The following is a 12,464-nucleotide window of genomic DNA, read 5'->3' as shown; positions in this document are numbered from 1 at the left end:
TCCGGCCTTCCTGCGTTTCCGACTCTATCAGATCCTTTCGGGCCTGATTCCCAGTCAGAGGGGGTTGTCCTCGCGGCTGTTGGGCCGTTCCGACGAGTGAGACTTTAGCGGATTCCCTGCCCCCGACGCTAATCGGGCGGCTCGCGCTCAAACCTTCGAACGCGGATTCCTCATTTCGCAAAAACGCACGGAAAGCACGACGGCACGATGAAGCACCGTCAGCTTCTAATGGATCTTGCGGAATGGCTGTCCGGGGCCGACCGGAGTCGGTGCTCACGTCGGACAACTCGGAGAACACTACGGATCGGGGAATCCCATGTCAACCCACGTCCTCGGCGGCCGTTCGGCCGTGTGACGGAAGGCCTGGCGGTAGTCGCGCGGGCTGGTGGCGAGGTGCGAGGCGAAGTGCTGACGCATCGTGACCTCGCTGCCGAAGCCCGCGCGGCGGGCGACTTCGGGGAGGGGATGGTCGGTGAGTTCGAGGAGCTTCTGGGCAGCGGCGACGCGCTGGGTGATGAGCCAGTGGAGAGGGGTGGTGCCGGTGGTGGCCTGGAAGTGGCGGGCGAAGGTGCGCGGGGACATACCGGCGCGGGCGGCCAGGCTTGCGACGGTGTGTGGCTCGTCGAGGTGGGCGAGGGCGTAGGAGCGGACGGCGGCCAGGGCGTCGGCGTCGCGGTCGGCGCGGGGTGTGGGGTGCTCGATGAACTGGGCCTGGGTGCCGGTACGGAAGGGGGCGGTGACCATCGAGCGGGCGATCGTCGCGGCGGCCTCGGCTCCGTGGGCGGTGCGGACGAGATGGAGGCAGAGGTCGATGCCGGCGGCGGTGCCGGCCGAGGTCCAGATACCGGAGTCCTCGACGAAGAGGGCGTCGGGCTCGACGGTGACCTGGGGGTGGCGGGTGGCGAGGGTTGTGGCGAGGTGCCAGTGGGTGACTGCGCGTCGGCCGTCGAGGATTCCTGCCTGAGCCAGGACGAAGGCGCCCGCGCAGAGGGAGGCGACCGGGGTACCGGCGGCGTGGGCCTGGCGGAGGGCTTCGAGCACGGGGGCGGGGGTCTCGGCGTCGGGGTTCTCGATGCCGGGGACGAGGACGAGATCGGTGGGGGCCAGTCCGTGGAGCCAGTCGAGGGGGCGGTCGGGGGTGAGGGTGAGGCCGCCGCGGATGGTGATCGGGATGGCCGGGTCGGCTGCGACGCGGCGCAGTTCGAAGGGAGGGACGCCGCGCGTACTGCGGTCGCTTCCCCAGATCTCGGTGATGACAGAGACGTCGAAGGCGCGGATGCCGGGGAAGGCCATCAGGGCGATGCGCTGCATGGGTGGCAGTAAACCATCGATCGCTGACTTTCCTCCCTCTGGGAGGGTCGGCTCGGGGGCGGCAGCATCGTGGGCATGGAGATCGAGATCGCGGAGAACGCAGCGCTGGTTGTCATCGACGTACAGAAGGGCTTCGAGGAGGAGTACTGGGGGAAGCGGAACAATCCTGCGGCCGAGGAGAACATCGGGGCGCTGATCGACCTGTGGCAGGAGACGGGGCGGCCGGTCGTGTTCGTACGGCACGACTCGCCGGCTCAGTCGCGGTCGCCGTTGCGGGTCGGGCATGTGGGGAACGACTTCAAGGACTTCGTCGAGGAGCGGAGGGGACAGGGCAGCGGACGGGAGCTGCTGGTGACGAAGAGCGTGAACTCGGCCTTCTATGGGGAGCCCTCGCTGGACCGGTGGCTGGCCGGGGAGGGGATCGAGCAGATCGTGATCGTCGGGATCCAGACCAACATGTGCAACGAGACGACGGCGCGGATGGGCGGGAACCTCGGGTACGACGTGGTGTTTCCGCTGGACGCGATGCACACGTTCGACCTGGAGGGGCCTTTCGGGTGGGCGGCGTCGGCCGAGGAGCTGACCCGGGCGACGGCGGTGTCGCTGCATGGCGGGCGGTTCGCCCGGGTCGTGTCGGCGGAGCAGGTGCTGAAGGGGGCGGCGGCCGCGTAGGCCGGCGGGCCGGTCAGCCGTTGCCGGAGGCGAGCTCGCGGCTGCGGTCGCGGGCGGCTTCCAGGGCGGCGATGAGGGCGGCGCGTACGCCGTGGTTCTCCAGCTCGCGGATGGCGCTGATGGTGGTGCCGGCCGGGGAGGTGACGGCTTCGCGGAGCTTGACTGGGTGTTCGCCGCTGTCGCGGAGCATCACGGCGGCGCCGATGGCGGCCTGGACGATCAGGTCGTGGGCCTGGGCGCGGGGGAGGCCGAGGAGGATGCCGGCGTCGGTCATCGCCTCGACGAGGAAGTAGAAGTAGGCCGGGCCGGAGCCGGAGAGGGCGGTGGCGGCGTCCTGCTGGGACTCGGGGACGCGCAGGGTCTTGCCGACGCCGCCGAAGATCTCCTCGGCGTGGACGAGGTGTTCGGAGGTGGCGTGGCTGCCGCCGGAGATCACGGACATGCCTTCGTCGACGAGGACGGGGGTGTTGGGCATGACGCGGACGACGGGGGTGCCCGTGGTGAGGCGCTCCTCGATGAAGGAGGTGGTGATGCCGGCGGCGGCGCTGATGACGAGCCGGTCGGCGGTGACATGGGGGGCGAGCTCGTCGAGGAGACGGCCCATGTCCTGGGGCTTCACGGCGAGGATGAGGGTGTCGGCGCGCTTGGCGGCCTCGGCGTTGGTGACGGGCTCGACGCCGTAGCGGGCGCGCAGCTCTTCGGCGCGCTCGGTGCGGCGGGCGGTGACCAGGAGGTTGGCGGGGCGCCAGCCGGCCCGGATCATGCCGCTGAGGAGCGCTTCACCGATCTTGCCGGTGCCGAGGACTGCGACGGTCTGGGTCATGGCTCTGTTCACCTCGCCGGAAGGGGCATGTGCCTGTCCATCTGCGTGGACAGTCCGTCCACGCGCATGCACATCCTCGCACCGTGCGGGGCCGTGCGGCTTGGGCGTCCGAGGGGCGGTACGGGGCCCGGGGCGGTACGGCCGGGGTGCGTCAGGCGGTGCGGCGGCGGAGGGTGGCCGCGCCGAGGGCGAGGACCAGCAGGGCGCAGCCGGCGACGACGAGGACGTCGCGGATGAAGTCGCCGGTGATGTCGGGGTGGCGGAGGACCTCGTTCATGCCGTCGACGGCGTACGACATGGGCAGCACGTTGGAGATCGCTTCGAGCACGGGCTGCATCTGGTCGCGCGCGATGAAGAGGCCGCAGAGCAGCAGCTGGGGGAAGATCACGGCCGGCATGAACTGGACGGCCTGGAATTCGGAGGCGGCGAAGGCCGAGACGAAGAGGCCGAGGGCGGTGCCGAGGAGGGCGTCGAGGAGCGCGACGAGGAGGAGCAGCCAGGGCGAGCCGACGACGTCGAGGCCGAGGAGGCCGAGGGCGAGGCCGGTGGCGAGGGCGGACTGGACGATGGCCAGGAGTCCGAAGGCGAGGGCGTAGCCGGCGATGAGGTCGCCCTTGGCCAGGGGCATCGCGAGCAGGCGTTCCAGGGTGCCGGAGGTGCGTTCGCGCAGGGTGGCGATCGAGGTCACGAGGAACATCGTGATCAGCGGGAAGATGCCGAGCAGCGAGGCGCCGATGTTGTCGAAGGTCCGCGGGCTGCCGTCGAAGACGTACCGGAGCAGGAGGAGCATCAGGCACGGCACGAGGAGCATCAGGGCGATCGAGCGCGGGTCGTGGCGCAGTTGGCGCAGGACGCGGGCGGCGGTGGCGAGGGTGCGAGAAAGAGAAGGCGCGAAGCGCGGCCTTGGAAGGGTGGTGGTGGGAGACGGGTGGGCGCTCATCGCTGGGGCTCCTGGAGGCGTACGGCTTCGCGGGCGTCGGCGGCGTCGACGAGGTGGAGGAAGGCCTCTTCGACGGTGGCGGTGTCGTTGCGGCGCCGCAGTGCGTCGGGGGTGTCCTCGGCGAGGATCTCGCCGTCGCGCATGAGGAGCAGCCGGTGGCAGCGCTCGGCCTCGTCCATGACGTGGGAGGAGACGAGGAGGGCGGCGCCGCGGTCCTCGGCGATGCGGTGGAAGAGGTTCCAGAGGTCGCGGCGGAGGACGGGGTCGAGGCCGACGGTGGGTTCGTCCAGGACGAGGACTTCCGGGGTGCCGAGGAGGGCGACGGCGAGGGAGGCGCGGCTGCGCTGCCCGCCGGAGAGCCGGCCGGCCAGGGAGTCGGCGTGCGAGGCGAGGTCGACGTCGTCGATGGCGCGGGCGACGGCGGCGCGGCGGTCCTCGCGGTGGGTGCGGCCGGGGAGGAGGACGGCGGCGAAGTAGTCGAGGTTCTGGCGGACGGTGAGGTCGTCGTAGACGGACGGAGCCTGGGTGACGTAGCCGATACGGGAGCGCAGGGAGGCGTCGCCGGCCGGGCGGCCGAGGACGTCGAGGGTGCCGGTGACATGGGCCTGGGTGCCGACGATCGCGCGCATCAGGGTGGATTTGCCGCAGCCGGAGGGGCCGAGGAGGCCGGTGATCTGGCCCGGGGGGACGACGAAGTCGAGGTCGCGCAGGACGGTGCGGTCGCCTCGTACGACGGTGAGGCCGTGCGCGACGATCGCTGCGGCGGGGCGGCCTCCTTCCGAGTAATTCATCATGCGATGAATAATGCGCCTGGGGGTGTCGGGGCGTCAACCCTCGGCGTAGTTCGCGGAGGGTCGGGGGCGGGGGCTACTTGCGCTTGGGCTTTTTGCGGGTCGCCGGGTTGCCCGTGCGGGCGCCGCGGCGCTTCTCGTACTGGCTGCGGGCCGTCTCGTACTCGGCGCGGCGCAGCTGCTCGCCGGGCGCCTCCATGAAGCAGCGGAGGAAATAGGCGAGGAGGGAGCCGACGAAACCGATCATCTTGAGGCTGCGCAGCGAGTCCTCGCGCGCCGGGTCGGCCGGGCGGCGGACGAAGCCCTCCCAGGTCCTGCGGAACGCGATGGCGCTGCAGATCGCGAACATGAGGACCACGAGGAGGTTCACGAAGCCGCCGACCTCGGCGATCTCGAGCCCCTGGTAGGCGAACCGCAGCACGAAGGAGCCCGCCGCGGCGGCGGCCAGCGCCCCGACGGCGAGGCCGACGCGGCGCAGCACGTAGTTGCCGCTGTGGTCGACCCAGGTCGTCCCGAAGAAACGGATCTCCTCGGGCTGCGGGCCGGCGGGGCTGCTGGGCTTGGCGGTCTGGTCTTCGTCGCTCACGAGGTCGATTATCCCCGGACGCGGACGGAAGGGGTCAGCCGCAGCGCCTGGCGACGTAGCCGTCGCTGCCGGTCTTCACGTACGCGTCCGAGATGTACTCGCCCGCCGCGATGTTGTCCCAGAGGTTCGTCGTGCCGTACGGGCCGGTGATCCATTCGCCCGGCGTCTGGCAGTAGATCGGCACGCTCACACCGGCGGCCAGCGTCCGGACGATGCGGTACTGCGTGCCCGGGCCCGAGCGCACGTTCACGCGGTAGCCCGGCGCGACCGGGTAGCGCACCACGCTCATCGTGGACACCCCGTCCAGCCCCGCGGCCGTCTCGGCTTCCTTCGTCTCGTCGACACCCATGGCGTCCTCCCCCGTTGGCGCAAAGCGCTGCGCTTGAATTCACTCTCTGCGACGCGCAGGCTAGCAAGCCCCTCCGACATCGCGGGTGCCATCGACTAGGCTCCGTGCGTCGCGCACGCGCGCGGACTCGACGGGGAACCACACGGGGGTGGGCGATGCCGCCGTTGCGCAGGACCGGTGCCGATCGGGACGCGGAAGAGCCCGAGTACGCGGGCGAGTACCGTCTCCAGGCCTGCCTCGGCGCGGGCGGCATGGGCGTGGTGCATCTGGCCACCTCCGCCTCCGGGCTGCGGCTCGCGGTCAAGGTGGTGCACGGAGAGTACGCGGAGGACCCCGAGTTCAGGGCCCGTTTCCGCCAGGAGGTGGCCGCCGCGCGCCGGGTGAGCGGTGCCTTCACCGCACCCGTCGTGGACGCCGATCCCGATGCCGTACGCCCCTGGATGGCCACCCTCTACGTTCCCGGCCCCACCCTCGCCGACCAGGTGAAGCGGAACGGGCCCCTCTCCCCCGCCGAACTGCGCCGGCTGACGGCCGGACTCGCCGAGGCGCTGCGCGACATCCACCGGGCCGGTGTCGTCCACCGCGATCTCAAGCCGAGCAACGTCCTGCTCACCGACACCGGACCGAAGGTCATCGACTTCGGCATCTCCCGGCCGGTCGACAGCGATCTGCACACGGAGACGGGGAAGCTGATCGGCTCGCCGCCGTTCATGGCACCCGAGCAGTTCCAGCGGCCCCGCGAGGTCGGTCCGGCGGCGGACGTGTTCGCGCTCGGCTCCGTGCTTGTGCACGCGGCCACCGGGCACGGGCCGTTCGACTCCGACAGCCCGTACATCGTCGCGTACCAGGTCGTCCACGACGAGCCGGATCTGTCGGGGGTTCCGGCCGAGCTGGCTCCGCTCGTCGCCCGCTGTCTGGCCAAGGAGGCGGCGGAGCGCCCCACTCCGGCCGAGATCATGGCGGCCCTGCTGCCGCCCTCGTACGAGGCGGCGGCCTTCATACCCGCCCAGCGGCGGCCGCTGACACTCCCTGTTACACCGTCCGCATCGCCTTCCGGCCCGACAGCGGGCGGATCGGCGTCCTGGGACGCGCACACGCCCGTACGAGCCCCGGCGCCGCGCACCCGTCGGCGCCGCCGGCGGCCGTGGGTCGTGGCCGCCGCCGCGCTCGCGGTCCTCGCAGCCGGCGGGTCGTTCCTGGCGCTGCGCCCGGGCGGCGGCGAGGGCCCGGCGACCCGGCCCCACCCGGCCGAGGCGGCCGCCGCCGCGTTCGACGGATGGCAGACCGCGCTGCAGAAGAGCGGCGACCCGACCGCCCCCGCCTGTGTCTCCGCGGCCGACGCTCTCTACTGCTCGGCCGGCGGCGTCACGCTCGCCCGGCTCGACCCCGCCACCGGCCGGGTGCTCTGGTCGCGGCCAGGTTCGGTCGACGAGCACGTCCTGCCCCCCGTTTTCGTCGGCGGCCTGCTCGGGACCGTCGCGGCCGACGGGACCCTGCGGACGTTCACCGCGGATCAGGGTGCTCCGGTCTGGGACACCGGCGCCGCCGCCCGTCAGGAAGGCGCGAGCCCGGCCGGGGACATCCTGCTCTTCCCGACCTCCTCGGCGGCGATCAGGGCCGTCGACGGTTCCACGGGGAAGCAGCGCTGGCGGCACGCGCTGCCCGGTTTCACCGCGCCGCGATTCGGCCCGTACGACGAGGCGTCGGGCCTTGTGCCCGTGTTCGAGACCACGGGTGGCGCCGCCCGCACCTCGCTCGGCGCCCTGCGGCCGGGGACGGGCGAGATCGTCTGGCGGAAGCGGCTCGCGGGCGATCTCGTGCCGGTGGGTGCGGGCGCGAACGGCGTGGTGTTCCTGCGCTCGTCCAACGCCGACACGCAGACGGACGCCCTCGTCCGCTACGACCCGGCCGACGGCTCCCTGCGCCGTGTCCCCCTGCCGTACGCGATGGACGACCCCCGGATCGCCGTCCGCGGCGACACCGCCTATCTCCTCGACACCGCCGGCAGCCTCACCGCCCTCGACACCGCCGCCGCGCCCGCCGGCCGGGTGCTCTGGGAGCTCGAGACCGCCGCCGGGAACGTCTCCGCGCCCGTCCTCGGACCCGGTGGGCGGCTCTATCTCTCCGTGGCCGACGGGCGGCTGCTCGCCGTCGACACCGGGCGCGGGGCGCTGATCGGGCAGACCAGGCCGCGGCTGCGGGACGGGCGGCTGGGGTACGCGGCCTCCGTGCCCGCGCCCGTCGTCGCCGGGGAGAAGGTGTTCGGGACCGCGCCCGACGGGTCCGTGTTCGCCGTGGACGGGCGGGACCCGGCCCGCTGGTGACCGCGTGAGCCGGGTCAGCGGTGGACGATGCCGCAGCGCACACGCACGGACGTGGGGAGTGAGCGTTCACGCCCACTCCCCACGTCCGTGAAGGGTCAGAACCGCCGGGCTCAGCCCAGCCTGGTCACGTCGCGCACCGCGCCCTTGTCCGCGCTCGTCGCCATCGCCGCGTACGCGCGCAGTGCCGCCGAGACCTTCCGCTCACGGTTCCTGGGGGCGTAGGCCCCGCCCAGCGCCTCGCGGCGGGCGGCCAGCGTCGCGTCGTCGACCAGCAGCTCGATCGAGCGGCTCGGGATGTCGATACGGATCCGGTCACCGTCCTCGACCAGCGCGATCGTGCCGCCCGAGGCCGCCTCCGGCGACGCGTGGCCGATCGACAGGCCCGACGTACCGCCCGAGAAGCGGCCGTCCGTGACCAGGGCGCATGCCTTGCCCAGGCCGCGGCCCTTCAGATACGAGGTCGGGTAGAGCATCTCCTGCATGCCGGGGCCGCCCTTGGGGCCCTCGTATCGGATGACGACGACGTCGCCCTCCTTGACCTGCTGGGTCAGGATCTTCTGGACGGCCTCCTCCTGCGACTCGCAGACGACCGCCGGGCCCTCGAAGGTCCAGATCGACTCGTCCACGCCGGCCGTCTTCACGACACAGCCGTCGACGGCCAGGTTGCCGCGCAGGACCGCGAGCCCGCCGTCCTTCGAGTACGCGTGGGCCGCGTCGCGGATGCAGCCGCCGGCCGCGTCCGTGTCCAGGGACTCCCAGCGCTCGGACTGGGAGAACGCGGTCGCCGAGCGGACGCAGCCGGGGGCCGCGTGCCACAGCTCGACGGCCTCCTCGGACGGGGAGCCGCCGCGCACGTCCCAGGTCTCCAGCCACTCCTTGATGGAGCGGGAGTGGACGGTGTGGACGTCCTCGTTGAGGAGCCCGGCGCGGTACAGCTCGCCGAGAATGGCCGGGATGCCACCGGCGCGGTGGACGTCCTCCATGTAGTACGTGCCGCCGGGCGCCACGTTCGGCGCGACCTTGGCCAGGCACGGCACGCGGCGCGAGATCTCGTCCATGTCGGACAGGCCGTAGTCCAGCTCGGCCTCCTGGGCGGCGGCAAGGAGGTGCAGGATCGTGTTGGTCGAGCCGCCCATGGCGATGTCCAGGGCCATGGCGTTCTCGAAGGCGGCGCGGGTGGCGATGCTGCGCGGCAGGACGGAGTCGTCGTCCTCGTCGTAGTAGCGCCGGGTGATGTCGACGACCGTGCGGGCCGCGTTCTCGTACAGCGCCTTGCGGGCCGTATGGGTGGCGAGGACCGAGCCGTTGCCGGGGAGGGAGAGGCCGATGGCCTCGGTCAGGCAGTTCATCGAGTTGGCGGTGAACATGCCGGAACAGGACCCGCAGGTCGGACAGGCGTTCTCCTCGATACGGAGGATGTCCTCGTCCGAGACCTTCTCGTTCACGGCCTCGGACATCGCGTCGACCAGGTCGAGCGTACGGACCGTGCCGTCGACCAGCGTGGCCTTGCCGGACTCCATCGGGCCGCCGGAGACGAAGACCGTCGGGATGTTGAGCCGCAGAGCGGCCATCAGCATGCCGGGGGTGATCTTGTCGCAGTTGGAGATGCAGATCAGGGCGTCGGCGCAGTGCGCCTCGACCATGTACTCCACGCTGTCCGCGATCAGGTCGCGGGAGGGCAGCGAGTACAGCATGCCGCCGTGGCCCATCGCGATGCCGTCGTCGACGGCGATCGTGTTGAACTCGCGCGGGATGCCCCCGGCGGCCGTGATGGCCTCGGAGACGATCCGGCCGACCGGCTGGAGGTGGGTGTGGCCGGGGACGAACTCCGTGAAGGAGTTGGCGACCGCGATGATCGGCTTCCGGCCGATGTCCGCGCCGGGTACACCGGAGGCGCGCATAAGGGCGCGTGCGCCCGCCATGTTGCGGCCGTGGGTGACTGTGCGGGACCTCAGCTCGGGCATCGTCGCTCGCTCCTCAGTGATGCTCAGTGACGGGTGTACTTGCTGTCGAGCCTACGCCGACCGCCCAAGATCTGGACGGCTTGTCCGCATGCCGGACGCGTTGTTCAGCCTTCGGTCGGGGCTGGGGGCTCAGGATTCGGTCGGGGCTGGGCTCAGGATTCGGTGAGGTACCGCTGGAGCGTCGGGGCCACGTGGGCCACGATCTCCTCCGGGTCCGCGGAGGCCATCGGCTCGACCTGGATGACATACCGCAGGATCGCGATCCCGATCATGTGCGAGGCGGCGAGCTCCGCCCGGAACTTCGGGTTCGGTACGTCGAGGTCGGCGGCGATCCGCTCCAGGAGCCGGCGCAGGACGAAGCCGCGCAGCACCTTCGCCGCCGCCTCGTGGGTCAGCGCGGAGCGGATGATCGCGAGGAGCGGGGCGCGGCTGACCGGGTTCTCCCAGACGCCGATGAAGTAGCGGGCGAGCCGTGCGCCGATCTCGTCGCGGGGGCCGCCGAGGATCGCGGGGAGGACGAGGGCCGGCTCGAAGGAGACCTCGATCGCGGCAGCGAAGACCTCGTCCTTCGTACCGAAGTAGTGGTGCACGAGCGCCGGGTCCACACCCGCCGCCTTGGCGATGCCGCGCACGGAGGTCTTGTCGTAGCCACGCTCGGCGAACTGCGCGCGGGCCGCTTCCAGGATGCGTTCCCGGGCGCCGGGCCCGCTCTCCTCCTCCTTACGGGAGGGGCGGCCGCGGCGGCGCGGGGCCGGATCGGTCATGAGCGGGGAACCCGGGAGGGACCGGCGGCGGACGCCAGGTGCAGGCGGGTGAAGGCGAGGGCCTCCGCGAGGTCGGCCTCGCGTTCGGCCGCTGACATCGCGCGCCGGGTGTTGACCTCGATGACGACGTGGCCGTCGAAGCCGGTGACCGCCAGACGCTCCAGGACCTCGGCGCAGGGCTGGTTGCCGCGGCCGGGGACCAGGTGCTCGTCCTTGGCCGAGCCCCTGCCGTCGGCCAGGTGGACGTGGCCGAGGCGGTCGCCCATGCGGTCGATCATGGCGAGGGCGTCCGCGCGGGCTGTGGCGGTGTGCGAGAGGTCGACCGTGAAGTGGCGGTAGTCGTCCTTGGTGACGTCCCATTCGGGGGCGTACGCGATCATCTCGCGGTCCTTGTACCGCCAGGGGTACATGTTCTCGACGGCGAACCGTACGTCCGTCTCGCCGGCCATCCGCCAGATGCCGTTGACGAAGTCGCGGGCGTACTGGCGCTGCCAGCGGAACGGCGGGTGGACGACGACCGTGGAGGCGCCGAGCTTCTCCGCGGCCGCCTGGGCGCGCTGGAGCTTGACCCAGGGGTCGGTGGACCAGACGCGCTGGGTGACGAGCAGACAGGGCGCGTGGACGGCGAGGATGGGCACCTGGTGGTAGTCCGAGAGCCGGCGCAGCGCCTCGATGTCCTGGCTTACCGGATCGGTCCACACCATGATCTCGACGCCGTCGTAGCCGAGGCGCGCGGCGATCTCGAAGGCCGTCGCCGTCGACTCCGGATAGACCGAGGCCGTCGACAGGGCGACCTTCGCATCCGGGATGCGCACCACTGGTTCTGCCACGAAGGACAGGGTACGGGGCGGGGCGGGGGGCGGGGAGGTGGTCCCCGTCACCCTGGGGCTGTCCGGTCGGCCTGTGGGCGGCGTTTTTCTGTGGGTCTGTGGGGTGGGCACGCGCGCGTGGTGCGGTGGTCGCGGATTCACGCGCGCGTGGAGCCGTTACTCCTCCGGGAGGTGGTCCAGGCGGCGCAGGATCACGCCCTCGCGCAGCGCCCAGGGGCAGATCTCCAGTTCGTCGACGCCGAAGAGGTCCATCGCGCCCTCGGCCACCATCGCGCCCGCGAGCAGCTGGGGTGCGCGGCCCTCGGAGACACCCGGCAGGGCCGCGCGCTGCTCGACGGTCATGGCGGCGAGCTTGGGGACCCACTCCTCCAGGGACGTGCGGGTCAGGTTGCGCTGGACGTAGAGCCCCTCCCCGGAGCCGGGCGCGCCGGCGATCCGGGCGAGCTGCTTGAAGGTCTTGGACGTGGCCACGACATGGTCGGGCTTCCCGAAGCGGGTGAACTCTCCGACCGTACGGGCGATCTGGGCGCGTACATGGCGACGCAGCGCCCGTACGTCCGCCGCGTCGGCCGGGTCGCCGGGCAGCCAGCCGGAGGTCAGCCGTCCGGCGCCGAGCGGCAGCGACACCGCCGCGTCGGGCTCCTCGTCGATGCCGTACGCGATCTCCAGGGAGCCGCCGCCGATGTCGAGGAGGAGCAGCTTGCCGGCGGACCAGCCGAACCAGCGGCGGGCGGCCAGGAAGGTGAGCCGGGCCTCCTCCTCGCCGGTGAGCACCTGGAGGTCGACGCCGGACTCCCGCCGCACGCGGTCCAGGACGGTGTCGGCGTTGGTCGCCTCACGCACCGCCGAGGTCGCGAACGGCAGCACCTCCTCACAGCCCTTGTCCTCCGCGGCCTGCAGTGCGCCCTGGAGGGTCGCGATGAGCCGCTCGACCCCGCCGGGGGCGAGCGCACCCCCCTCGTCGAGGAGCTCCGCCAGCCGCAGCTCCGCCTTGTGGGAGTGGGCGGGCAGCGGGCGGGCGCCGGGGTGGGCGTCCACCACCAGCAGGTGCACTGTGTTCGAACCGACGTCGAGGACTCCGAGTCTCATGGACGGAACGCTACTGCGCCC

The 12,464-nt window shown here is 72.0% G+C and carries 12 protein-coding genes; 2 read left to right on the top strand and 10 right to left on the bottom strand.

The genetic code is table 11. From position 1 onward, the window contains the following. Nucleotides 1-297 precede the first annotated feature (297 nt). Entirely contained in the window at nt 298-1,311 is a 1,014-nt protein-coding gene (locus ACZ4VI_RS34225) for a GlxA family transcriptional regulator (RefSeq protein WP_468005728.1), read from the bottom strand. A gap of 81 nt (nt 1,312-1,392) precedes the next feature. On the opposite strand from ACZ4VI_RS34225, the gene ACZ4VI_RS34220 reads away from it, so the two are divergent. Further along, the gene (locus ACZ4VI_RS34220) at nt 1,393-1,983 is read left to right on the top strand and encodes a cysteine hydrolase family protein (RefSeq protein WP_468005731.1); all 591 of its coding nucleotides are present in this window, start codon (nt 1,393-1,395) and stop codon (nt 1,981-1,983) included. A gap of 13 nt (nt 1,984-1,996) precedes the next feature. Here ACZ4VI_RS34220 and proC read toward each other — a convergent pair whose 3' ends face one another. The 5 genes from proC to ACZ4VI_RS34195 form a co-directional block, all read right to left on the bottom strand. Then, nucleotides 1,997-2,806 (bottom strand): pyrroline-5-carboxylate reductase, encoded by an 810-nt coding sequence (gene proC / locus ACZ4VI_RS34215; protein ID WP_468005726.1) that lies wholly within the window; start codon nt 2,804-2,806, stop codon nt 1,997-1,999. A 151-nt stretch (nt 2,807-2,957) separates the two neighbouring features. Then, a complete protein-coding gene (locus ACZ4VI_RS34210; RefSeq protein ID WP_468005724.1) occupies nt 2,958-3,746 on the bottom strand; it encodes an ABC transporter permease in 789 nt (262 codons plus the stop codon). After that, nucleotides 3,743-4,540: an ABC transporter ATP-binding protein gene (locus ACZ4VI_RS34205; RefSeq protein ID WP_468005722.1), complete on the bottom strand. Its 798-nt coding sequence runs from the start codon at nt 4,538-4,540 to the stop codon at nt 3,743-3,745. The genes ACZ4VI_RS34210 and ACZ4VI_RS34205 overlap by 4 nt, the downstream gene beginning before the upstream one ends. Nucleotides 4,541-4,613: 73 nt before the next feature. Continuing rightward, entirely contained in the window at nt 4,614-5,123 is a 510-nt protein-coding gene (locus ACZ4VI_RS34200; RefSeq protein WP_468005721.1) for a hypothetical protein, read from the bottom strand. Nucleotides 5,124-5,157: 34 nt separating this feature from the next. Continuing rightward, nucleotides 5,158-5,472, bottom strand: coding sequence for an SH3 domain-containing protein (locus ACZ4VI_RS34195; protein WP_468005719.1), 315 nt, complete (start codon nt 5,470-5,472; stop codon nt 5,158-5,160). Between the two features lie 155 nt (nt 5,473-5,627). On the opposite strand from ACZ4VI_RS34195, the gene ACZ4VI_RS34190 reads away from it, so the two are divergent. After that, nucleotides 5,628-7,796, top strand: coding sequence for a serine/threonine-protein kinase (locus ACZ4VI_RS34190; protein ID WP_468005717.1), 2,169 nt, complete (start codon nt 5,628-5,630; stop codon nt 7,794-7,796). Nucleotides 7,797-7,906: 110 nt separating this feature from the next. Here ACZ4VI_RS34190 and ilvD read toward each other — a convergent pair whose 3' ends face one another. The 4 genes from ilvD to ACZ4VI_RS34170 form a co-directional block, all read right to left on the bottom strand. After that, complete coding sequence (gene ilvD, locus ACZ4VI_RS34185; protein WP_468005715.1) at nt 7,907-9,760, bottom strand: dihydroxy-acid dehydratase; 1,854 nt, start codon at nt 9,758-9,760, stop codon at nt 7,907-7,909. A 152-nt stretch (nt 9,761-9,912) separates the two neighbouring features. Further along, complete coding sequence (locus ACZ4VI_RS34180) at nt 9,913-10,524, bottom strand: TetR/AcrR family transcriptional regulator (protein WP_468005713.1); 612 nt, start codon at nt 10,522-10,524, stop codon at nt 9,913-9,915. Next, entirely contained in the window at nt 10,521-11,354 is an 834-nt protein-coding gene (locus ACZ4VI_RS34175) for a sugar phosphate isomerase/epimerase family protein (protein ID WP_468005711.1), read from the bottom strand. Before ACZ4VI_RS34175 ends, ACZ4VI_RS34180 begins: the two co-directional genes overlap by 4 nt. A gap of 156 nt (nt 11,355-11,510) precedes the next feature. Continuing rightward, nucleotides 11,511-12,443 (bottom strand): Ppx/GppA family phosphatase, encoded by a 933-nt coding sequence (locus ACZ4VI_RS34170; RefSeq protein WP_468005710.1) that lies wholly within the window; start codon nt 12,441-12,443, stop codon nt 11,511-11,513. Nucleotides 12,444-12,464: the final 21 nt, after the last annotated feature.

The organism is Streptomyces sp. NPDC029169 (genome assembly GCF_055563935.1).
Note: the sequence above shows the minus strand (reverse complement) of the source record. Positions and strands in the feature narration are given on the sequence as shown.

Coding starts and splice junctions, on each gene's coding strand:
- ACZ4VI_RS34195 (WP_468005719.1), bottom strand. CDS start 5,472: ATGGGTGTCGACGAGACGAAGGAAGCCGAGACGGCCGCGGGGCTGGAC.
- ACZ4VI_RS34210 (WP_468005724.1), bottom strand. CDS start 3,746: ATGAGCGCCCACCCGTCTCCCACCACCACCCTTCCAAGGCCGCGCTTC.
- ACZ4VI_RS34170 (WP_468005710.1), bottom strand. CDS start 12,443: ATGAGACTCGGAGTCCTCGACGTCGGTTCGAACACAGTGCACCTGCTG.
- ACZ4VI_RS34190 (WP_468005717.1), top strand. CDS start 5,628: ATGCCGCCGTTGCGCAGGACCGGTGCCGATCGGGACGCGGAAGAGCCC.
- ACZ4VI_RS34180 (WP_468005713.1), bottom strand. CDS start 10,524: ATGACCGATCCGGCCCCGCGCCGCCGCGGCCGCCCCTCCCGTAAGGAG.
- proC (WP_468005726.1), bottom strand. CDS start 2,806: ATGACCCAGACCGTCGCAGTCCTCGGCACCGGCAAGATCGGTGAAGCG.
- ACZ4VI_RS34225 (WP_468005728.1), bottom strand. CDS start 1,311: ATGCAGCGCATCGCCCTGATGGCCTTCCCCGGCATCCGCGCCTTCGAC.
- ACZ4VI_RS34205 (WP_468005722.1), bottom strand. CDS start 4,540: ATGATGAATTACTCGGAAGGAGGCCGCCCCGCCGCAGCGATCGTCGCG.
- ilvD (WP_468005715.1), bottom strand. CDS start 9,760: ATGCCCGAGCTGAGGTCCCGCACAGTCACCCACGGCCGCAACATGGCG.